The 20,870-nt window shown below is 56.1% G+C and carries 19 protein-coding genes; 11 read left to right on the forward strand and 8 right to left on the reverse strand.

Annotated elements, in window-relative coordinates; translation table 11 throughout:
• The first annotated feature begins 127 nt into the window (after window positions 1–127).
• From yhfZ to CNE01S_RS16495, 8 genes are all read left to right on the forward strand, one after another.
• Window positions 128–1,033, forward strand: coding sequence for a GntR family transcriptional regulator YhfZ (gene yhfZ, locus CNE01S_RS16460; RefSeq protein ID WP_061277377.1), 906 nt, complete (start codon window positions 128–130; stop codon window positions 1,031–1,033).
• Between the two features lie 14 nt (window positions 1,034–1,047).
• The gene (locus CNE01S_RS16465; protein ID WP_061277378.1) at window positions 1,048–1,404 is read left to right on the forward strand and encodes a hypothetical protein; all 357 of its coding nucleotides are present in this window, start codon (window positions 1,048–1,050) and stop codon (window positions 1,402–1,404) included.
• Window positions 1,405–1,492: 88 nt separating this feature from the next.
• Entirely contained in the window at window positions 1,493–2,665 is a 1,173-nt protein-coding gene (locus tag CNE01S_RS16470) for a YhfX family PLP-dependent enzyme (protein WP_061277379.1), read from the forward strand.
• Window positions 2,658–3,902 carry a phosphopentomutase gene (locus CNE01S_RS16475; RefSeq protein WP_061277380.1) on the forward strand — a complete coding sequence of 415 codons (1,245 nt, stop codon included), beginning with the start codon at window positions 2,658–2,660 and terminating at the stop codon, window positions 3,900–3,902. The genes CNE01S_RS16470 and CNE01S_RS16475 overlap by 8 nt, the downstream gene beginning before the upstream one ends.
• A complete protein-coding gene (locus tag CNE01S_RS16480) occupies window positions 3,889–4,779 on the forward strand; it encodes a phosphotriesterase-related protein (RefSeq protein ID WP_061277381.1) in 891 nt (296 codons plus the stop codon). Before CNE01S_RS16475 ends, CNE01S_RS16480 begins: the two co-directional genes overlap by 14 nt.
• Window positions 4,780–4,788: 9 nt before the next feature.
• Window positions 4,789–5,142: a DUF2620 domain-containing protein gene (locus CNE01S_RS16485; RefSeq protein ID WP_038478118.1), complete on the forward strand. Its 354-nt coding sequence runs from the start codon at window positions 4,789–4,791 to the stop codon at window positions 5,140–5,142.
• 10 nt (window positions 5,143–5,152) lie between these two features.
• Window positions 5,153–6,457, forward strand: a complete 1,305-nt coding sequence (locus tag CNE01S_RS16490; protein ID WP_061277382.1) for a YhfT family protein — start codon at window positions 5,153–5,155, stop codon at window positions 6,455–6,457.
• Window positions 6,458–6,467: 10 nt separating this feature from the next.
• A complete protein-coding gene (locus CNE01S_RS16495; RefSeq protein WP_061277383.1) occupies window positions 6,468–7,559 on the forward strand; it encodes an aminotransferase class V-fold PLP-dependent enzyme in 1,092 nt (363 codons plus the stop codon).
• Window positions 7,560–7,586: 27 nt separating this feature from the next.
• On the opposite strand, the gene cysG is transcribed toward CNE01S_RS16495, so the two are convergent.
• The 8 genes from cysG to tsgA form a co-directional block, all read right to left on the reverse strand.
• Window positions 7,587–8,960, reverse strand: a complete 1,374-nt coding sequence (gene cysG, locus CNE01S_RS16500; protein WP_061277384.1) for a siroheme synthase CysG — start codon at window positions 8,958–8,960, stop codon at window positions 7,587–7,589.
• 13 nt (window positions 8,961–8,973) lie between these two features.
• On the reverse strand, window positions 8,974–9,780 hold the full coding sequence (nirC, locus tag CNE01S_RS16505) for a nitrite transporter NirC (protein ID WP_061277385.1): 807 nt from the start codon (window positions 9,778–9,780) through the stop codon (window positions 8,974–8,976).
• 155 nt (window positions 9,781–9,935) lie between these two features.
• Window positions 9,936–10,262 carry a nitrite reductase small subunit NirD gene (nirD, locus tag CNE01S_RS16510; RefSeq protein WP_038478132.1) on the reverse strand — a complete coding sequence of 109 codons (327 nt, stop codon included), beginning with the start codon at window positions 10,260–10,262 and terminating at the stop codon, window positions 9,936–9,938.
• On the reverse strand, window positions 10,259–12,808 hold the full coding sequence (gene nirB, locus CNE01S_RS16515; protein WP_061277386.1) for a nitrite reductase large subunit NirB: 2,550 nt from the start codon (window positions 12,806–12,808) through the stop codon (window positions 10,259–10,261). The genes nirD and nirB overlap by 4 nt, the downstream gene beginning before the upstream one ends.
• A 176-nt stretch (window positions 12,809–12,984) precedes the next feature.
• The gene (locus tag CNE01S_RS16520; protein WP_061277387.1) at window positions 12,985–13,875 is read right to left on the reverse strand and encodes a LysR family transcriptional regulator; all 891 of its coding nucleotides are present in this window, start codon (window positions 13,873–13,875) and stop codon (window positions 12,985–12,987) included.
• 71 nt (window positions 13,876–13,946) lie between these two features.
• The gene (locus tag CNE01S_RS16525) at window positions 13,947–16,013 is read right to left on the reverse strand and encodes a 2Fe-2S iron-sulfur cluster-binding protein (RefSeq protein WP_061277388.1); all 2,067 of its coding nucleotides are present in this window, start codon (window positions 16,011–16,013) and stop codon (window positions 13,947–13,949) included.
• 25 nt (window positions 16,014–16,038) lie between these two features.
• Window positions 16,039–16,656, reverse strand: a complete 618-nt coding sequence (locus CNE01S_RS16530) for a glutathione S-transferase family protein (RefSeq protein ID WP_061277389.1) — start codon at window positions 16,654–16,656, stop codon at window positions 16,039–16,041.
• 177 nt (window positions 16,657–16,833) lie between these two features.
• Window positions 16,834–18,018, reverse strand: a complete 1,185-nt coding sequence (tsgA, locus tag CNE01S_RS16535; protein ID WP_061277390.1) for an MFS transporter TsgA — start codon at window positions 18,016–18,018, stop codon at window positions 16,834–16,836.
• A 280-nt stretch (window positions 18,019–18,298) separates the two neighbouring features.
• Here tsgA and ppiA point away from each other — a divergent pair, with 280 nt between their 5' ends.
• The 3 genes from ppiA (at window position 18,299) to argD (ending at window position 20,869) form a co-directional block, all read left to right on the forward strand.
• A complete protein-coding gene (ppiA, locus tag CNE01S_RS16540) occupies window positions 18,299–18,871 on the forward strand; it encodes a peptidylprolyl isomerase A (RefSeq protein ID WP_008457067.1) in 573 nt (190 codons plus the stop codon).
• A gap of 124 nt (window positions 18,872–18,995) precedes the next feature.
• Window positions 18,996–19,559: an aminodeoxychorismate synthase component 2 gene (gene pabA, locus CNE01S_RS16545; protein ID WP_061277391.1), complete on the forward strand. Its 564-nt coding sequence runs from the start codon at window positions 18,996–18,998 to the stop codon at window positions 19,557–19,559.
• 89 nt (window positions 19,560–19,648) lie between these two features.
• On the forward strand, window positions 19,649–20,869 hold the full coding sequence (gene argD, locus CNE01S_RS16550) for a bifunctional acetylornithine/succinyldiaminopimelate transaminase (RefSeq protein ID WP_061277392.1): 1,221 nt from the start codon (window positions 19,649–19,651) through the stop codon (window positions 20,867–20,869).
• Window position 20,870: the final 1 nt, after the last annotated feature.

Raw genomic sequence — 20,870 nt, forward strand, 5'->3', positions numbered from 1 at the left:
ATGAATAGCCCGCCGCCTGGCGGGTTATTTCTTTTTTGTGACTGCATTCTCCTTTTGTCATTTTCCCCTTTGCCATCTATATTCAATTTTATGAAGATATATTCATTCAATAAATTGAAGATAACCGATGAGCCGCAGCTTTATTAAAAAAGAGGGCGTAGCCCAATCCAGCCTGGCCCGTTATTTACTGGGTGAGAAATGTGGTAACAGGCTGAAAACCATAGATGAATTAGCAGGTGAATGCGGCTTTTCAGTTGGCCTGACGCAGGCCGCTTTGAAGACGCTGGAGAAGGCCGGGGCCGTGAGCGTTGAACGCCGCGGCCGCAACGGTAGTTACCTGTTGAGTATGGATAACAAAGCCCTATTGGCGTTCGCAGATATCGGCAATGTAGTGTGTGCTATGCCGCTGCCGTACACCCGACTTTATGAAGGGCTTGCCAGCGGCTTGAAGGCGCAGTTTGACGGGATCCCGTTTTATTACGCCCACATGCGTGGGTCGGATGTTCGCGTGGAATGTCTGCTGAATGGCGTTTATGACCTGGCCGTCGTGTCCAGGCTGGCAGCAGACAGCTACCTCAGCAACCCGGATCTTTTTATCGCGCTGGCGCTGGGGCCGCACACCTACGTGGGCGAGCACAAGTTGATTTGTCGCGCCGGGCAGCAGGAAAGTATCCGCCGCATTGGGATTGACCCACGTTCGGCGGATCAGCGCATCATGACGGATGTTTATTTCGCCGGGCAGGATGTGGAATTGCTCGACGTGTCGTACCACGAGTGCCTGCACAGAATCGCAAAAGGCAGCGTGGATGCGGTGATTTGGAACGTCAGCAACGAGGCCGACCTGACGGCGCTGGGGCTGACCGCACTCCCGTTAAACGGGGACAAATGCTTCCTGGCTGCATCGGAAGCGGTGGTGCTGACGCGCAGCGAAGATATCCCCATTCAGCAATTGCTGAGAACGGTGGTGGATAAGAATGCGCTGCTGACTCATCAGCAAAGCGTGCTGAGTGGTGAACAGGAACCAAGCTATTGACAGAGGTAATCAGTATGGAAGACCGGCTCAATCTGCTGTGTGAGGCAGGCGTCATCGACCGGGATATTTGTGATGGCATGAAAGCTGTGGTGACGCAGCTGGAGACTCACTGGGCTATCCCGCTACAGAACGACCAGGGGGCAATGGCAATCACCCACATGGCTAACGCGCTGATGCGCAGCCGTCGGGGTGAGGAAGTCGGTCCGTTGGATGACGAACTGTTGGCGGAGATTAAAGCCGACAGCGTATTTGGTGAAGTTGAGCAGGCCCACCACGCATTGCTGGCGCCGTTCAACGTGCAGATGCATCCGAACGAAGAAGGGTACCTGCTCGCCAACCTGTTTAGCCTGTGGCTGATTCATAAGAGCTAACGGATTTGTTTGCAGCGGTTTTTCTCAACTTAAATATTCAAAAAAATGATTATTTAAGAAGTTTATTTCTCAGGTCGCGAGGCAAGGCATGTTTATTGAGGCACTCAAGGCACAGAACCCGGCGTTGATTGATGCGGCCAGAACCCTTTGGCGGCAGGGCGCGGTGCTCCCCGATACCTGGATTATCGATGTCGATCAGGTTCTGGAGAATGGTCGGAAACTGCTCGCGGCTGCGCGGAAGCACGGCATCACGCTCTACTTTATGACCAAGCAAGTAGGACGTAACCCGTGGCTTGCCAACAAGCTGGTTGAGCTGGGCTTTAAAGGTGCCGTGGCCGTTGATTTTAAAGAAGCCCGCACGCTGCGCGAAGCCAATGTGCCCGTTTCGCATGTGGGCCATCTGGTGCAGGTGCCGGTGGCTCTGGTTGAAGAGAATGTGAACGGCGGGACGGAAATTATCACCTTGTTCTCGCTGGAAAAAGCCCGTGAAGTCTCGGATGCCGCGCTGGCGAGCGGGCGCGTTCAGGCGGTGATGCTGAAGGTGTTTGCCGACTACGACCGGCTTTATCCGGGTCAGGAATCCGGTTTTCCGCTCATAGAGCTGGATGATGTGGTGCACAAAATTCGTGAAATGCCGGGAATTCGGCTTGCCGGGCTGACGCATTTTCCCTGTCTGCTCTGGAACGAAGAGCAGCAACAGACGCAGCCAACCCGCAACCTGATGACGCTGCTTAAGGCCCGGGATTTGCTGCACGAGCAGGGGATTGAGATCGAGCAAATCAACGCGCCCTCGGCCTCAAGCTGCAGCACTTTCCCGATTCTGGCTGAGCACGGGGTAACGCATGCCGAACCGGGCCATGCGCTAACCGGCACCATCCCGGCGAACCAGCATGGCGATCAGCCGGAGGCCATAGCCATGCTCTATCTGACGGAGGTTTCTCACCAGTTTCAGGGCAAAAGCTATTGCTATGGCGGGGGGTATTATCGCCGTGGCCATGCGCAGAATGCGCTGGTGTTAAGCAGTGATGCACGGCCCGAGCAGGCACGATTGCTGCCGCCAGACAGCACCAGCATTGATTATCACCTGGCGCTGGAAGGCCGCTATCCCGTTGGCAGCCCGGTGGTGATGTGCTTCCGCACGCAGATTTTTGTTACCCGCAGCGATGTGGCGCTGGTGTCCGGCATCCAGAGCGGGAACCCGGTACTCGAAGCGCTGTACGACAGCCTTGGTCATCCAATTCCGGGAGGTCAACATGAGTAAGTTTCTGGTGCTGGTGATAGACAGTTTCGGCGTGGGCGCGATGGACGATGTGCCGGAGGTCAGACCGCAGGACATCGGGGCGAATACCTGCGGGCACATTTTGCAGCATTTTCCTGAACTGCGCTTACCCACGCTTGAGAAGCTAGGGCTGATAAACGCGCTGGGCTTTGCTGCCAACGTTATGCAGGCGAACGTCGATGCAGTCTATGGTACCGCGGCGCTGCAGCATGAAGGCGGCGACACCTTTATGGGCCATCAGGAAATTTTGGGTACGCGGCCACAAACTCCGCTACGTATGCCGTTTTCAGCAGTGATCGACGACGTTGAACGTGAGCTGATTGGTGCTGGCTGGCAGGTTGAACGCAAAGGCGCTGAGCTGCAGTTTTTGTGGGTAAACCAGGCCGTGGCCGTGGGCGATAATCTTGAGGCCGATCTCGGGCAGGTGTTTAACATTAGCGGCAATCTCAGCGCTATACCGTTTGAGCAGGTCCGCGCCATTGGCGAAGCGGTGCGCCGCTGCGTCAAAGTGGGTCGAGTCATTGCCTTTGGCGGCCTGCTTGAGAGTAGCGAACAGCTGATCGACGCCGCTGAAGAAAAACAGGGCCTTTATATCGGCATTAATGCGCCGCGTTCCGGGGTATACAAAAGTGGGTTCCAGGTCGTGCATATGGGCTACGGCGTGGATGCCAGCGTTCAGGCTCCGCAGCAGCTGCATCAGGTCGGGGTTAAAACCGTGTTGGTGGGCAAAGTGGCCGACATTGCGATTAACCCACACGGCATCAGCTACCAGAATCTGGTCGACTCCCAGAGCATCCTTGATATCACCCGGGATGAGCTGAATAAACCCGGTAGCGCGTTTATTTGTACCAATATTCAGGAAACCGACCTGGCGGGCCATGCCGAAGACGTTGCGCGCTACGCCGAGCGGCTTGAGCTGGTAGATAAAAATCTGGCTTTGCTGATGGCGGATATGCAGGCGGGGGACTGCCTGGTGGTGATGGCCGACCACGGGAACGATCCGACGATTGGTCACAGCAAGCACACCCGTGAAAACGTCCCTTTGCTGGTGTGGCAGCCTGGCATAACGGGCGCTTATCTGGGCGCACGCGCTACGCTTTCTGATGTAGGCGCAACGGTTTGTGACTTTTTTCGGGCAGTTGCGCCGCAGAACGGAACGTCGTTCTTGCCGCTGCTGAATATCTCTTCAACGCGTGGAGCGAATCATGACGGGGCATAAGCATATCGATCCATCGGGCTATACCTATGCCCATGAGCATCTTCATATCGATCTTTCCAGCTTCAAGGACAACATCGATTGCCGTCTGGATCAGTACGAACTGATTTGCGGTGAAATGAAGTCACTCTACGCGCAGGGTGTGCGCAATATCATAGAAATGACCAACCGCTATATGGGGCGTAACCCTCAGTTTATGCTGGATATCATGCGTCATACCGGAATGAACGTGATGGCCTGCACCGGTTATTATCAGCATGATTTCTTCCCGCCGCACGTGGCTACCACGCCGGTGAAAGTGCTGGCGCAGGAGATGATCGATGAAATTGATATCGGTATCGACGGCACGGCGTTAAAAGCCGGGATCATCGCGGAAATAGGGTCCAGCGTTGACGTTATCACCCCGGTAGAAAAGCGAGTTTTCCAGGCGGCGGCCATTGCGCATCATGAAACTGGCAGGCCGATCTCTACCCACACGTCATTCAGTACCATGGGCCTTGAACAGCTTGCGTTGCTGAAGTCATGGTGCGTGGATCTTTCCCGCGTCACTATCGGCCACTGTGACCTGAAAGACAATCTGGACAATATCCTGCGGATGATCGATCAGGGTGCCTACGTGCAGTTCGATACCATCGGCAAAAACAGCTATTACCCGGACGAAAAACGCATTGCGATGCTGAGCGCGCTCAAAGAGCGCGGCCTGCTCGACCACGTCATGCTGTCGATGGACATTACTCGTCGCTCCCATTTAAAAGCGAACGGCGGGCCAGGTTTTGATTATTTGCTTACCACGTTTGTGCCGATGCTGCTGGAGGCCGGTTTCAGCCAGCCAGACATCGATTTGATGTTACGTGACAACCCCTCTGTCTTCTATAAGTAAGGATTTTCCATGAAAAAGATCGGTGTCGCTGGCTTACAGCGCGAACTCATCAAACAAACCATCGAAACCGCCGCGCCCGGCAGCTTCGAAGTGTTTATCTATAACGACATGGACGCCGCGCTGAAGGTGAAATCCGGCCAGCTTGATTACTACATTGGGGCCTGTAATACCGGGGCGGGTGCGGCGCTGTCTATCGCCATCGCGGTGATCGGCTACAACCGCAGCTGTACCATCGCCAAGCCCGGTATCAAAGCCAAAGAAGAGCAAATCGCCCGCCTGGTCTCAGAAGGCAAAGTGGCGTTTGGGCTTTCCGTGGAGCATATCGAGCATGCCATCCCGCTGCTGGTTAACCATTTAAAATAAAGGCATCCGTATGGAATTCTATCTTCACCTTGCTGTTGTTGCCTTGCTGACCGGGATGACGGCTTTACTGGCGCACCGCTCAGCGGCGGTATTTCATGACGGGATTCGACCGATTCTGCCCCAGCTTATTGAAGGCAATATGAACCGCCGCGAGGCGGGCAGTATCGCCTTCGGCCTGAGCATCGGCTTTGTGGCTTCGGTCGGGATCTCTTTTACCCTGAAAACCGGGCTGCTCAACAGCTGGCTGCTGTTCTTGCCGACCGACATTCTCGGCGTGCTGGCGGCCAACAGCGTGCTGGCCTTTGGGCTTGGCGCCGTCTGGGGGATTCTGATCCTCACTTGCCTGGTGCCGGTGAACCACCTGCTGACCGCGCTGCCGGTTGATGTTCTCGGGTCGTTGGGTGAATTGAGTTCCCCGGTGGTATCAGCCTTTGCGCTGTTCCCATTGGTAGCGATTTTCTACCAGTTTGGCTGGAAGAACAGCCTGTTCGCGGCGGTGGTTGTGCTGCTAACCCGCGTGCTGGTAGTGCGTTTCTTCCCGCAGCTGAACCCGGAATCCATCGAGATTTTCGTCGGCATGATTATGCTACTGGCGATTGCGATTTTTCAGGACCTGCGCGCTCGCGATAAGCATGAGCACGATGCTCACGGGCAGTCGGTATTTGAGGAGCGTACCTCGAGAATTATTAAAAATCTGCCTTATATCGCCATCGTTGGCGGCCTGATCGCCACCGTTGCCAGCATGAAGCTCTTTGCAGGTAGCGAGGTGTCTATCTTTACGCTGGAAAAAGCCTACAAGATTGGCCTCGACCCGACCCAGTCCCAGAGCCTGATAGATCAGGCCGCGCTGGCCGAGTTTATGCGTGGCCTTGGCTTTGTGCCGATGATTGCCACGACGGCGCTGGCGACCGGCGTTTATGCCGTGGCGGGGTTCACCTTTGTTTTTGCCGTAGGCTATCTGATTGCTAACCCGCTGCTCGCTTTTGTGGTCGGGGCGCTGGTGATTTCTGCCGAAGTCCTGCTGCTTCGCTCCATCGGGAAATGGCTGGGGCGCTATCCTTCGGTACGCAACGCCTCGGACAATATCCGTAACGCGATGAACATGCTGATGGAGATGGCGCTGCTGATTGGCTCTATTTTTGCCGCCATCAAGATGGCGGGGTATACCGGCTTCACCATCGCGACGGCGCTGTACTTCCTCAACGAATCGCTGGGTCGCCCGGTGCAGAAAATGGCCGCGCCGGTTGTGGCGGTGATGATCACCGGCATTGTGCTGAATATTCTCTTCTTCTGCGGCCTGTTTATCCCGGCCTAAGGGAGGTTGTGTGGAAAGCTCGCCGTTGCAAAGCCTGAGCCTGGCTCAGGCGCAGCAAAAGCAGTTTCGGCTGGTGGATATTATATGTCGGCATTTTCCCGGCGCTGATTTTCTCAGCCAGGGCGATGTCGGCCTGGTATCCGGCCTCAATCAGCCAAAAACCACGCAGCGGGTTGAGGCGGTTCTGGCCGACTTCTTCTCTGCGCCGGCCGCCGCGCTAGTGCAGGGGGCCGGCACCGGGGCTATTCGCAGCGGGCTGGCGGCGTTGTTAAAGGCGGGCGATAAGCTACTGATTCATCAGGCGCCTCTGTACCCTACCACGGCGGTTATTGCCGAACAGATGGGGCTGGAGCTGATTCGGGCAGATTTCAATCAGCTAAATGAAGTTGAAGCTGCCATTTCCACGTATCGCCCGGCCGCAGCGTTGATTCAGCATACCCGCCAGACATTGGATGATGCCTATCGGCTCGCTGAGGTGGTGGCCTGTTTCAATCGGCAGGCTTTACCTTCGTTGGCGGACGATAACTATGCGGTGATGAAGGTCGATAAAATCGGCTGCGAATGCGGATCGACGCTGTCGACCTTCTCCTGCTTTAAGCTGTTTGGTCCTGCTGGCGTGGGCGTTGTGGTCGGCGATAAATCGGCCGTTCAGACCGTGCGTCAGAGCATGTACTCCGGTGGCAGCCAGGTACAGGGTTTTCAGGCTATGGAGGTGCTGCGCGGGTTAGTCTTTGCCCCGGTGATGCATGCCGTTCAGGCGCAGGTTAACGATGCGCTGGTTGAGCTCCTGTCGCAAGGGGCTGTGCCTCAGGTTAAAAATGCGTTTATCGCCAACGCGCAGTCAAAGGTCCTGCTGGTCGAGTTTCATCAGCCGATTGCCGAAAAGGTGCTGGCCGCCGCGCAGAAGTTGGGGGCTTTGCCTTATCCGGTGGGTGCAGAATCTAAGTATGAAATCCCGCCGCTCTTTTATCGGCTATCCGGGACGTTCAGGCAGGCTGAACCAGCTCTTGAGAAGCGGATGATTCGCATCAACCCGAACCGCAGCGGCGCAGAAACCGTGCTGAGAATTTTGCGGGAAAGCTGCGCAGAGGCAGACAAGTAAAAGGGAGGCGAAAGCCTCCCTTGGTATTTAGTGGTTTGAGAACCAGTTGAGCCTGTCTCGAAGGCCAACAACGCGCCCAACAATAATTAATGCCGGGCTACCGACCTGGGTGGCCAGCTCGCCTAATTGATTCAGAGTCCCGTCCACGACTCGCTGATTAACCGCCGTGCCGTTTTCCACCAGCGCCACCGGCATCGTCTCTTCCATGCCGTGTGCGATCAGCTGCTGCTGAATAGCAGAGGCCTGGTTAAGCCCCATGTAGAACACCAGCGTCTGTTTTTCTGCCGCCAGGTTAGCCCAGTCGAGCTCACCGCCGGTTTTCAAATGGCCGGTGACCAGGCGAACGCTTTGCGCGTAGTCCCGGTGCGTGAGCGGAATGCCGGAATAGGCGGAACAGCCGGAAGCAGCGGTAATTCCCGGCACGACGGAGAACGGGATCCCGCCGTTGCACAAAGTTTCCAGCTCTTCGCCGCCGCGCCCGAAGATAAACGGATCGCCGCCTTTCAGGCGCACGACGCGTTTGCCCTTTTGCGCTTCACGCAGCAGGATTTGGTTAATCTCTTCCTGCGGCACGCAGTGGTAGCCCGCGCGTTTGCCAACGAATACGCGGTCGGCATCGCGACGGACCAGGTTCATGATGTCATCCGACACCAGGCGGTCGTAAACCACCACGTCAGCCTGCTGGATTTGCTGCAGGCCTTTCAGCGTCAGCAAACCTGCATCGCCTGGGCCTGCGCCAACCAGCACAACTTCGCCGCGGTGATCGAGCGGGGTGGAGAATAGGGATTCCGTCTCTTTGTCAACGGCAAGTTGGTCTTCATTGGCCAGATACTGTGCCAGACGGTCATTGGTGAAGAACTTTTCCCAGAAACGGCGACGCTCGCCCATGGTGGCAAAAGTTTGCTTCACGCGGCCACGCAGCGTGCCCGCAAAGGCGGCGATTTTACCCAGATGCAGCGGCAGGCTGGCTTCCAGTTTTTCGCGGAGCAGTCGGGCCAGAACAGGGGAGGTACCGCCGGAAGAAACGGCGACCATCAGCGGGGAGCGGTCGATAATCGACGGCATAATGAAGCTTGCCTGTTTCGGTGCATCGACCACGTTGCAGAAGATCCGGCGAGACTCGGCGGCATCGCTAACCTGCTGATTGACCTCATCATCGTCGGTGGCGGCAATCGCCAGCCAGCTTTCGTCCAGCAGCGTTTCTGAGAACGTGCCTTCGGCCAGGGTCAGCATATTTTGCTCAGCCCACACCTTAAACTGTGGGCTGAACTCGAGGGCGTTAACGGTGATGCGCGCACCTGCCTCCAGCAATAAACGCGCTTTGCGTTCAGCGACGTCGCCCCCGCCTACCAGCAGGCAGGCGCGGCCACGTAACTGACAAAATATCGGCAGGTGATCCACGGTCAATCCTCAATTAATTACGGGCGGTTTCCGGTGCGCCTGCGGCGGCAGGCTGCGGACGTTCGGTTTTCGGCGTAGCATACCAATAACCCAGACCCATGAATACCACGCCGGAAAGGGTGTTCCCCAGCGTGACCCACAGCAGGTTATGGCCGATGCCGGACAGCGTATAAGCCTCGCTGTGGTGACCAAACCAGGACAGGGCAAACAGCGTCATGTTGGCGATGGAGTGCTCGTAGCCGGAGGCGATAAACGCCAGCAGGCACCACCAGATGGCGATGAACTTCGCTGCCCCTTCGGTACGAATTGCCATCCAGATTGCCAGGCAAACCAGCCAGTTACACAGCGCCCCTTTAAAGAACAGAACCATCGCCGGCGCGGTGGTTTTTGCCAGCGCTACGGCGTGCACAATGCTGGTATCTACCGGCAACAGGCTACCGCCGCCCCAGCTATACAGCAGCGCAACAAACACCGAACCGACCAGGTTACCAAGCCAGGTTTGCGGCAGAATCGCCCACATCTGGCCGTGAGAGATGGTGCCGGCTTTCACGCCGAAGGTCAGGAACATGGTGTGGCCGGTAAACAGCTCGGAACCGGCGATAATCACTAGCGTCAGGGCTATCCCGAAGGTTGCGCCCATGACCAGCGGACGAATGGACGGATCGAGTAAATTACCGAGGGTGAAAATCAGGATGATGCTAAGGCCAACGTAGGCGCCCGCCATGGCGGAACTCACCCAGAAGCCCAGAGGATTCGTCCGCGAGAGACGGTTAATCCGCGCGGCATTCGCCGCACACTTATTGATGGTATCGGTGAACATTTTTGCTATCCCAATGAAGTTAAAAAAATAAAAATCAAAAATAAATGTCCCTCACCCTAACCCTCTCCCAGAAGGAGAGGGGGACGCCGGGGAAGCCTTTGTGACTTTCTCCCTCTCCTTCAGAGAGAGGGCCGGGGTGAGGGTTGTGTAAAATATTAAGCTTTTATCTGCACCAGCCCGTCCTGCACGCGCGCTTCATAGTGCGGCACGGAGCGGCTTTCATCTTCCATGCACAGGCCGTCCCGCAGGCGGAAGTGCTGTTTTTTCAGCGGGCTGGCAACCCACAGCTCGTCCTGATGTTCTGCAATCAGTCCGCGGGAAAGCACGCTTGCTTCAAAGAACGGGTCGATATTGCTGATGGCGTAAACCTGCTCGTCTTTACGCGGGCGGAAAATAGCAACCTGTGCCGAACCCACCAGGGCGCAAACGCCGGTTGCAGGCAGGATATCGTCTAGCTGACAAACGGTTGTCCACTGGCTCATGCGTGTTCCTCCACTTCTACCAGAGTGACCGGGATACGCTCATACGGCGTGGCCGGGCGGTGTTGTTCACGCTCGCTAACTGTCTGCACGTTCGGGTCGCGCTGCGGGCTGTTGATAAAGTGTTTGAAGCGAACCTGCGCCTGTGGCGTGTTCACGGTTTCTGTCCACTCGCAGATCACTTTCTCACGCAGGCGGTTAAGCTCAGTTTCAAGCTGATCGTTGAGGCCCAGCTTGTCGTCGACAATCACGCTACGCAGGTAATCAATGCCGCCTTCCAGGTTTTCCAGCCAGACGGAAGTACGAGTGAGTTTGTCGGCGGTGCGGATATAGAACATCATGAAACGGTCGAGATATTTGATGATGGTATCGTGGTCGAGGTCCGCCGCCAGCAGGTCCGCATGGCGTGGCTTCATGCCGCCGTTGCCGCAAACATACAGGTTCCAGCCTTTCTCCGTGGCGATGATGCCCACGTCTTTGCCCTGCGCTTCCGCACATTCGCGGGTACAGCCGGAAACACCGAACTTCATTTTGTGCGGAGTACGAATCCCTTTGTAGCGGTTTTCCAGCTCGACGCCGAAGCCCACGCTGTCGCCGACGCCGTAGCGGCACCAGGTGCTGCCGACGCAGGTTTTTGCCATACGCAATGCTTTGGCATAGGCGTGGCCGGTTTCGAACCCGGCTTCAATCAGCTGACGCCAGATTTCCGGCAGGTCGTCCTTTTGTGCGCCGAACAGGCCGATGCGCTGGGAGCCGGTGATTTTGGTGTAAAGGTTATATTCTCGGGCGATGCGGCCCACTTCCATCAGCCCTTCTGGTGTGATTTCGCCGCCTGCGGAGCGCGGGATCACCGAGTAGGTGCCGTCCTTCTGGATGTTGCCGAGGAAGTTATCGTTGGTGTCCTGCAGCGGCGTCAATTCAGGCTGCAGCACGTAGTCGTTCCAGCAGGATGCCAGCAGCGAGCCCACGGTTGGCTTGCAGACTTCACAGCCGTAGCCTTTGCCGTATTTTTGCAGCAGCTGGTCGAAGGATTTGATCCCTTCCACGCGGATCAGGTGGTACAGCTCCTGGCGCGAGAAGGCAAAGTGTTCGCACAGATTGTTGTTCACTTCGATTCCGGCTTTGGCCAGCTCGGCGTTCAGCACCTGGGTGACCAGCGGAATACAGCCGCCGCAGCCGGTTCCGGCTTTGGTTTCGGCTTTCAGCGCCGCCACGGTGTGGCAGCCTTTATTGATAGCCTTGATCAGGTCGCCTTTGGTGACGTCAAAGCAGGAGCAGATCTGCGCGCTTTCCGGCAGCTTATCCACGCCGATAGATGGCTTACCGCTGCTGGCGTGAGCCGGCAGGATCAGCGAGTCCGGGTTCTCCGGCAATTCAATCGCATTCAGTACCAGCTGCAGCAGGTTGCCGTAGTCACTGGTGTCGCCAACAAGCACCGCGCCGAGCAGGGTTTTGTTGTCTTCGCTGACCACCAGACGCTTGTAAACCTCTTTGCTTTCATCGAGGTAAACATAGCTGCGGGCGTTTGGCGTGCGGCCGTGAGCATCGCCAATACCGCCGACGTCAACGCCGAGCAGTTTCAGCTTGGCGCTCATGTCCGCGCCTTCAAAGGCGTTTTCGCTCCCGAGCAGGTGGTCTGCGGTAACCTGAGCCATTTTGTAGCCCGGCGCGACGAGGCCGAAGACACGGTTATTCCAGCTGGCGCACTCCCCGATGGCGTAAATATCCGGGTCTGAAGTCTGGCACTTATCGTTGATGGTGATGCCGCCGCGTTGCGCCGTTTCCAGTCCACACTGGGTCGCCAGCTTGTCCTGAGGACGAATACCGGTAGAGAAGACGATGAAGTCCACTTCCAGCTCGCTGCCGTCTGCAAAACGCATGGTTTTGCGGGCCTCGGTGCCCTGCTGGACGATTTCCTGGGTGTTTTTGCCGGTGTGCACGCGCACGCCCATGCGCTCGATTTTGCTGCGCAGCTGCTCGCCGCCCATGCGGTCAAGCTGTTCGGCCATCAGCATTGGCGCGAATTCGATAACGTGGGTTTCCACGCCGAGGTTTTTCAGCGCCCCGGCCGCTTCCAGCCCCAACAGGCCACCGCCAACGACGGCACCGCGTTTGCTGCGGCGGGCACAGGATTCAATGGCGTTAAGGTCTTCGATGGTGCGGTAAACGAAACAGTCCTGGGTTTCCGAACCTTTAATGGGCGGGATCCACGGGTAAGAGCCCGTAGCCATGACCAGCTTGTCGTAATAAACGGTGCGGCCGGTATTGGAGTGGATCACTTTTTCCTGGCGGTTGATGGTGATCGCGCGTTCGCCAACCAGCACCTTTACGCCGTGTTTTTCGTAGTAGCCATCGCGGACGAGGGAGAGTTCTTCAGCGGTATGATGGGAGAAATAAGAAGAGAGGTGCACGCGATCGTAGGCTTTACGCGGCTCTTCACAAAATACGGTGATATCGAACTGGTCCGGCGGGGCTTTATCAAGTAAGTCTTCGATAAAGCGATGGCCCACCATGCCGTTACCGATAACTGCGATTCTGACTTTGCTCATAATTGCCTCAATTTCTTTTCTATTACCGCCTACCTTAACGATTCAGCTGTGGTGATTATTGATGCAAATCAAATGCGCCTTTATATACCCATTAAGAGGTATGCTATTGATTTTGATGTATTTTTGTAAGTTATGGAATTGGCTGGTTTTTCACCAGGATAGAGATGTGGGGATATTCAGTTCAGCAAAGGGTTAGCGCGGATCCGGGCAACAATCAGATCAACAAAAGTGCGTACTTTGGCGGAAGCGTGGCGGCCTTCGGTATGCACCACATGTATTGGAAGAGGCTCGAGCTCGTATTCGCTCAATATAATTTGCAATTCCCCCTCGCGCAGGGCTGGCGCTATCTGATAATCCAGGACTCGTGTCAGCCCCCAACCTGCTTTTGCGGTGGCAATCGATGACTCGTTGTTGTTGCACTGGAGCGCGGCATTGATCATGACGCGTTGTTCACCCGCAAAGCGCCACTCCGGTGAGGCCCAGGCACTGGCCGAAGAAACAATACGATGGTTTTTAAGGTCCGCAGGCGTCAACGGTGTGCCGTGTTTTTCCAGGTAGCCAGGGGAAGCGCAAACGACCCGGCGCACGGTGCCGACTTTGGTTGCCGTCAGACCTGAGTCGGGCAAATGCCCAATGCGTACGGCGACATCGATGCCTTCTTCGATGATGTTCACCTGGCGATCAACGAACAGTGACCTGGCGCGCATAGTTGGCCACGCATCAAGATAATCAGTGATGACCGGCAAGACGAATTTCTGGCCGAACAGCACGGAAGCGGTGACCGTCAGGATCCCGGACGGCGTGGCATAGGAGCCTGCCGCTGCCGCCTCGGCTTCCTCTATACTGGTGAGAATCGTGCGGCAGTCATTGAGATATCGCAGGCCAGGCTCGGTCAGCTTAACTGTGCGAGTGGTGCGGATAAACAGCCGGGTCCCGATGACCTCTTCCAGGGCAGCAACCGCACGCGTTACCACTGGCGCACTGATATGGAGCTGGCGTGCCGCAGCGGCAAAACTCTCGGTTTCTGCGACTTTGACGAAAATTCTCATCGCCTGCCAACGATCCATGCACAACCTCATCATCTGCCTGAAAGGAATTTCAGTATCGGGTATTAGCCGGGTATGGCGCAATCCCGGTATCACAGCTCGAGCTGAATGCGGTTTTCTTCGCCAGCAGGCAGTTGTGCCGGGACTGCGCAGCAAATCAGGACCTCATCATCTGCCGTGCTTGCGGAGGGGGTTTTCGCGTAGGTGACTGAGCCTTTGAGGAGTTTAGTCCGGCAGGTTCCGCAGTGGCCCTCCCGGCAGCTGAATTCCGGGGTTAATCCCCGAGCTTCGGCCAGCTCTAAAAGCGAACCTGAATCCGGCAGCCAGCGAGCCTCTTTTAGCGAACGCATAAAAGCAATCGGTACGGGGCTGGTGGAAGGCTGAAGGGCATCAGGTTTTGGTGTTTGGTTGTCTGTGGTGCGAACTAGCGATGAGGGGCCAAAGGCTTCAGCATGGATTCTGCCATCGCCGATGTTGTATTTCCGCAGTCCGTCATAGAGAGATTGGGTGAACGCTGCCGGACCGCATAGATAGAAATCGTAGTCGTTAAACGGCAGACGGCTGGTCAGCAAAGGCATATCGATATGGCCATGAACATCATACCCCACACCCAACTGAGCGCTTTCCGGCTGGCTGAGTACGCGAATCACCTGCACGGCACCTTTGGCTGCCGCGACCAGCTCGTCAATCTCCTGAGTAAAAGGCAAATCTTCCACCCTTCTTGATGCCTGGAACAAAAACGTTTGTCGAATACGTTGTTTGCGTAACCCTTCATAGACAATATGCCGCAGCATGGCGAGCATCGGGGTAATGCCAACGCCGCCGGCCAGCAACACGGCAGGGCGTTGCGCATGCGCATCAAGGATGAAACCGCCCGCCGGAGCACGGACGTCAATAATATCGCCAACGGAAACGCCGTTGTGCAGGTGGCTGGAGACGCTTCCTTCCCGCTTGACGCTAATTCGATAAAAGACGTCGGACGGAGCCGATGAAAGCGTGTAAGTACGGATTGCAGGAGCTTCTGTGCCGTGAAGTTTCACGCGAATGGGCAAGTGCTGTCCGGCGAGATGAGGCAGCAGACCTGCGCCGTCACCCGGCTGAAGATAGAAGGAGCGGATCGAACTGCTCTCATCGACAATGTTTACCACGCGAAACGGCCTCCAGCGTGTTGCCAGCTCGGCAGCTTTTATCTTGCCCGCAGCTTCCTGCCAGCTGCCGGTCATCAGTGAATGAGGGGAGTGCCCTTCAGCCTCAGACTTCCAGCGCAGTGCCAGCGCGTTGCGGCGGCGAACAACCCGGCGGGCTTTAAACGTCCATAGCCGTTCTGCACCCTGGAAGGCCGCGATTTCCGGTGAGTCCAGAATGACTTTTGCTTCGCCGGTCATTTGCAGCATGTCGCCGGTGTTAAAGTCCACGAACAGCAGGCCAGCCTGGCCGTTAAGCAGAATATTACCGAGCGTGGCAAAAAAGAGATTACCGTTGAAGTCAGGAATGGTCAGCGTGCCGTCGTCGCTGGCCCGGATGAAGCCGGGTTTGCCGCCGCGATGGGAAACATCGGCCTGTCGTTTAGTGTTCCTTTCGCCCCAGGAAGCCACAAAAAAAGCGTCCGCTGCTTGAACCATTACTCTCGCTTCAGCGTCCAGCCCTGGAAGTGTCTCTACCGTACCACCGGCATGGCTACCAGGCGCGCGGGTAAAAGTGAATTCACGCAGTTGTATATAGCGTGGGCAGTTACCGAAGCTTTGGTCGACTTCAACCTGGAGGCCGTCCTCCGTCTGCAGCAGTGTACCGTTCATCCGGTTACGCCGCCGGGTATGAAGCTCGATTCCCAACAGGCCAATGGGTGCGTTGTGCCCCATCCCTTCGGTGGCCGGATCTTCCCCAGGCAACGACGCTGCAATCGTCAGACAGGTCGGTGTGGGAGATGTTACGAAGCCTGGCTTTCCTTCCAGAAATGTTGCCCACGCTTCGCCAATCGGGGAGATGCTGCCGATGACGATAAAAGGCAACTGAGCGTAGAAGTCACGATGCTGCTCTGGCATGTAATCACGTATCACTCGCTGGCCCACTTCAGCCATCCGTTCGGTGACGCCGGCCTTGTCCTGAAGGAATATTTCACCTTCATGCCAGACGGACTTCTTCATCGGCTTCTCGCTCATTTTACTCTCCCAGGAATGCGTGAGATTAGGCGACGGCGTTAAGGCCAGCGGCCGTTTTAACGAATGGCACAAACCCTGGCAACGCTTCTATCCGGCGCAGGAAAGCATTCACGGCTGGATAACTGGAGAGGTCTACATTCCCTTCAGGTGCGCTGGCCGTGTAGCTATAAATGGCGACGTCGGCGATGGTTGGGTGGTCGCCGACCAGCCATTTACGGTTGGCGAGATGCTGTTCAAGGCGTCCCAGGAAGACGTGAGCACGGGCAATCACCTCATCAGGATTAAATTTGGCACCGAAAACCGTGACCAGACGGGCTGCGGCTGGACCAAAGGCGAGGTCACCAGCGGCGACGGAAAGCCAGCGTTGAACGGCTGCCGCGCCCTGTGGGTCTTCCGGCAGCCATGCACGTTGGCCACTTTTTTTCGCCAGGTAGACAAGAATGGCGTTGGAGTCAGGGATCAGCGTGCCTTCATCGTCCAGCAGAGGTACCTGCCCAAACGGGTTAAGCGCCAGGTACTCCGGCTGCTTATGGGCGCCGGCCTTCAGGTCCAGCTCAACAAGCTCATGTGGCAGGCCTAGCAGGGAGAGAAACAGACGAGCGCGGTGGGCATGGCCTGACAGAGGAAAGTTGTAGAGTTTCATAAATCGGTTCCTGATTGGCTGAACGGGAAGGGCCCCGAACGATGCAAACAGGTTGCCACAGGCAATAATGGGCAGGAATAAGCCTTATCGGTAATTCATTATTGCGAAAAACGTAATAATAGCGGGAAAGTGAAGGAACCCTCTCCCCGTTAAGGAAGAGGGCAAATCGCAGGGCGATTAGTGTGCCGCAGCTTCTGCGCCGTGACGACGGTGTTTGGTCACGAAACCAAGCACCAGGCACATGACGAACACCACAGCGTACAGGCCATTCGCGGTATGCAGAGCAGCCAGAGGGCCGCTGTGAGCTACGATTGGGCCGGTAACGATAAAGGTCAGCATGGTGCCCACGGTGCCGCAGGTCAGGACAAAGTTAACCAGTTTCGGCGAAGACACTTTGGTCTGCTGTGAACCCAGGGTGATGATGGTGGTGTAAATCGCGCTGGAGAAGAAACCAAGCGCCAGAATAAACCACGCCAGGTGAGCCGGATCGCCGTGGTTGAACAGGTACATCAGCACGGTGGCCGCCCCGGCCAGTACGGTCAGGATGCGCTGCAGGTCGAAGAAACGCAGGATAAAGCTGAACGCCCACATGCCGAACATGTAAGACATCCAGAAGTCGCTGACCAGCTTACCGGCATCGTTGATGCTCATGCCGAGGCCTTTGGCGTATTCCGGTACCCAGGAGATAAAGCCCAGCTGGCCGAGGATGTAGCACAGCGCCGCGACGGACAGGAACAGCACGCCGATGCCCCATTTTTCTTTGGTTACAGGCTGGTCGTCTTTCTTCGCGTGTTTGCCCAGCGCCGGGAACTCACAGCCCAGAGTCAGCAGGAAGATAGCCACGTAAACCAGACCGATACAGACATAGACCCAGTACCAGTTGATGCTGCGGGCCAGCAGGATAGCGGCGACCATCGGGAAAATCATCCCGGCCATGCTGAAGAAGGAGTCGGTAAACAGCAGGCGAGAACCGCGCTGACGCCCTTCATACATGTGAGTGATCAGGAAGGTACCAATCGACATGGTTATCCCGCTCACCAGCCCCAGCACGAACATCGAGGCGGAGAAGATAGCCAGGTTATGACCGAAGATCAGGCCGGCAACGGCCAGCACCATCAGCAGGAAGCCAAAGCGCAGCTGGGTTTTCAGCGGTACGATTTCCATCAGCCAGGCGTTCAGGAAGATAGAGATCAAAATACCGGCATTAAGGAAAGTAAACGTGTTACTCATGCTGGACACCGGCAGATTGAAGTACTCTGCGATGTTTCCCATCACCATCCCGGTGACGATCACCAACGCCCCGGTCAGGGCGTAGGAGAAGAAGCTAATCCATAAAAGCTTGGTTCGGTTGCTGTTAGTCATAACGAGCCTGTGCAAGGAAGTGTAAAGCGCATTGACAGCGCGGCGGACGGGCAGATTTTAGTCATTTGCGTGATCTATTTAAATGAATTATGAATTTATTGCTGAAATAAACTGATCGAATCATGAAGTGCGTCACATATTTCAACCTGTTTCAGCGCATTGGCGCTGCAACTCGTTGATTTGTGTAAAAGTAAATAACAGTAAATGGCTGGCGTCGACTGCGGTGCCTCTTTACAATCAAGCCACTTGCTTCACTCACTGCCTTCGTAAGGAATTCTTCATGCTCAAATCGACACTGGCGGCTGTTGCAGCTGTATTCGCCCTCTCTGCGCTTTCCCCTGCGGCGCTGGCTGCAAAAGGTGACCCGCACGTCCTGTTGACCACCTCAGCTGGCAATATTGAGCTTGAGTTAAATAGCCAAAAAGCGCCTGTTTCGGTCAAAAACTTCGTGGATTACGTTAACAGCGGTTTTTATAACAACACCACCTTCCACCGCGTGATCCCGGGCTTTATGATTCAGGGCGGCGGCTTCACCGAAGATATGAATCAGAAGCAGCCTAACCCGCCAATTAAGAACGAAGCGGACAACGGCCTGCGTAACACCCGCGGCACCATTTCTATGGCGCGCACCGCAGACAAAGACAGCGCCACCAGCCAGTTCTTTATCAACGTGGCCGATAACGCCTTCCTGGACCACGGCCAGCGTGACTTTGGCTACGCCGTATTTGGTAAAGTGGTAAAAGGTCTGGACGTTGCCGATAAAATTTCCCAGGCACCAAGCCATGACGTCGGCCCGTATCAGAATGTGCCGACGAAACCTATCGTGATCCTTTCCGCGAAAGTTCTGCCTTAAAATTTCCTGCGCGGGGCCAGTCGCCCGCGCAACCCCTCTCCTGAAGCAGAGAATTTCAATAAGTGGTGAGCCTGGCCAGAGAAAGCGACTAGAATAGCGCGTTCTTTTTTGCCCTGGAGCCGCCATGTTACTGCTTATCGACAACTATGATTCCTTCACCTGGAACCTCTACCAGTATTTTTGTGAGCTGGGTGAGGAAGTGCTGGTTAAGCGTAACGACGAAATTGGGCTGGACGACATCGAGCGTCTGTCGCCGGAAAAACTGGTGATTTCTCCAGGCCCCTGCACGCCGACCGAGGCGGGCATCTCGCTTGCCGCCATTAATCACTTCGCCGGACAGCTTCCTGTTTTGGGCGTTTGCCTGGGGCACCAGGCCATTGCCCAGGCCTTTGGCGCCACCATTGTGCGGGCAGAACAGGTGATGCACGGCAAAACCTCCGCTATCGGCCACAACGGCAGTGGTGTATTCCGTGGGCTAAAGAATCCGCTGACCGTGACGCGCTACCACTCGCTGCTCATTGATCCTGATACCCTGCCTGACTGTTTTGAGGTTACGGCCTGGACGGATAAGCAGGAAATCATGGGTATCCGTCACCGTTCGCTGGATCTGGAAGGCGTGCAGTTCCACCCGGAAAGCATTCTCAGCGAGCAGGGACATGCGCTGTTGGCGAATTTTCTCCAGAGGTAAATTGTCACTTGCCTGAATTTGGTTTTTTATGCATATTTCGTGATTATATTTTCATTCATGTCTAACGCATAAAAACGGGTGGGGAATAAATGGCAACTGAACAATCAGCGGTTACGCGGGCGACCTTCGACGAAGTGATTCTGCCGATTTATGCACCAGCAGAATTTATTCCAGTGAAAGGGGAAGGCAGCCGAGTGTGGGACACTGCCGGAAAAGAGTACGTGGACTTTGCCGGAGGCATCGCCGTAACCGCGCTGGGGCATTGCCACCCAGCGCTGGTGGAGGCGCTGAAGACCCAGGGTGAAACCCTGTGGCATACCAGCAACGTTTTTACCAATGAGCCTGCCCTGAAGCTTGCCCGTAAGCTGATCGACGCCACCTTTGCCGAGCGCGTCGTCTTCATGAACTCCGGTACGGAAGCGAACGAGACGGCTTTCAAGCTGGCCCGCTACTATGCTTCGACCCGCCACAGCCCGTACAAAAGCAAAATCATTGCCTTCTACAATGCGTTTCACGGGCGTTCACTGTTCACCGTTTCCGTAGGTGGGCAGGCTAAGTACTCCGACGGCTTTGGCCCGAAACCTGCCGATATTATTCATGTGCCGTATAACGATCTCGCGGCGGTGAAAGCGGTAATGGATGACCATACCTGCGCGGTAGTTGTTGAGCCTATTCAGGGCGAGGGCGGAGTGACCGCCGCGACGCCGGAGTTTCTGCAGGGGCTGCGCGATTTGTGTGATGAGCACCAGGCGCTGCTGGTATTTGATGAAGTGCAGTCGGGAATGGGCCGCACCGGCGAACTCTTCGCTTATATCAACTACGGCGTCACCCCGGATATTCTGACCAGCGCCAAAGCCCTCGGCGGCGGTTTCCCGGTGAGCGCGATGCTGACCACCCATGAGATTGCTTCCGCGTTTCACGTAGGCAGTCACGGTTCAACCTACGGCGGTAATCCACTGGCGTGCGCAGTGGCCGGGGCGGCTTTCGATATCATCAATACGCCAGAAGTTCTCACAGGCGTGGCGGCCAAACGTCAGCTCTTCGTTGAACAACTGCAGAAGATTAACGCGCAGTTCGATCTGTTTAGCGACATTCGCGGCATGGGGCTGTTGATCGGCGCAGAACTTAGCGAGAAATACAAAGGGCGCGCGCGCGAGTTTCTCTATGCGGGCGCGGCAGAAGGCGTGATGGTGTTGAACGCCGGGCCGGACGTTATGCGTTTTGCGCCTTCGCTTATTGTCGAGGACGCGGATATCGTGGAAGGAATGCAGCGCTTCGCCAAAGCGGTTGCCCACGTGGTGGCGGGTTAAA

Origin of the sequence: Cedecea neteri NBRC 105707 = ATCC 33855, assembly GCF_001571265.1 — a bacterium.
Taxonomy (GTDB): domain Bacteria; phylum Pseudomonadota; class Gammaproteobacteria; order Enterobacterales; family Enterobacteriaceae; genus Cedecea; species Cedecea neteri.

What these genes read in the sequence shown, in the direction of transcription:
- CNE01S_RS16480 (WP_061277381.1), top strand. Translation starts at nt 3,889, where the DNA reads ATGACGGGGCATAAGCATATCGATCCATCGGGCTATACCTATGCCCAT.
- CNE01S_RS16475 (WP_061277380.1), top strand. Translation starts at nt 2,658, where the DNA reads ATGAGTAAGTTTCTGGTGCTGGTGATAGACAGTTTCGGCGTGGGCGCG.
- pabA (WP_061277391.1), top strand. Translation starts at nt 18,996, where the DNA reads ATGTTACTGCTTATCGACAACTATGATTCCTTCACCTGGAACCTCTAC.
- CNE01S_RS16520 (WP_061277387.1), bottom strand. Translation starts at nt 13,875, where the DNA reads ATGGATCGTTGGCAGGCGATGAGAATTTTCGTCAAAGTCGCAGAAACC.
- yhfZ (WP_061277377.1), top strand. Translation starts at nt 128, where the DNA reads ATGAGCCGCAGCTTTATTAAAAAAGAGGGCGTAGCCCAATCCAGCCTG.
- CNE01S_RS16470 (WP_061277379.1), top strand. Translation starts at nt 1,493, where the DNA reads ATGTTTATTGAGGCACTCAAGGCACAGAACCCGGCGTTGATTGATGCG.
- nirD (WP_038478132.1), bottom strand. Translation starts at nt 10,262, where the DNA reads ATGAGCCAGTGGACAACCGTTTGTCAGCTAGACGATATCCTGCCTGCA.
- argD (WP_061277392.1), top strand. Translation starts at nt 19,649, where the DNA reads ATGGCAACTGAACAATCAGCGGTTACGCGGGCGACCTTCGACGAAGTG.
- tsgA (WP_061277390.1), bottom strand. Translation starts at nt 18,018, where the DNA reads ATGACTAACAGCAACCGAACCAAGCTTTTATGGATTAGCTTCTTCTCC.
- CNE01S_RS16490 (WP_061277382.1), top strand. Translation starts at nt 5,153, where the DNA reads ATGGAATTCTATCTTCACCTTGCTGTTGTTGCCTTGCTGACCGGGATG.
- CNE01S_RS16465 (WP_061277378.1), top strand. Translation starts at nt 1,048, where the DNA reads ATGGAAGACCGGCTCAATCTGCTGTGTGAGGCAGGCGTCATCGACCGG.
- ppiA (WP_008457067.1), top strand. Translation starts at nt 18,299, where the DNA reads ATGCTCAAATCGACACTGGCGGCTGTTGCAGCTGTATTCGCCCTCTCT.
- nirB (WP_061277386.1), bottom strand. Translation starts at nt 12,808, where the DNA reads ATGAGCAAAGTCAGAATCGCAGTTATCGGTAACGGCATGGTGGGCCAT.
- CNE01S_RS16485 (WP_038478118.1), top strand. Translation starts at nt 4,789, where the DNA reads ATGAAAAAGATCGGTGTCGCTGGCTTACAGCGCGAACTCATCAAACAA.
- nirC (WP_061277385.1), bottom strand. Translation starts at nt 9,780, where the DNA reads ATGTTCACCGATACCATCAATAAGTGTGCGGCGAATGCCGCGCGGATT.
- CNE01S_RS16530 (WP_061277389.1), bottom strand. Translation starts at nt 16,656, where the DNA reads ATGAAACTCTACAACTTTCCTCTGTCAGGCCATGCCCACCGCGCTCGT.
- CNE01S_RS16525 (WP_061277388.1), bottom strand. Translation starts at nt 16,013, where the DNA reads ATGAGCGAGAAGCCGATGAAGAAGTCCGTCTGGCATGAAGGTGAAATA.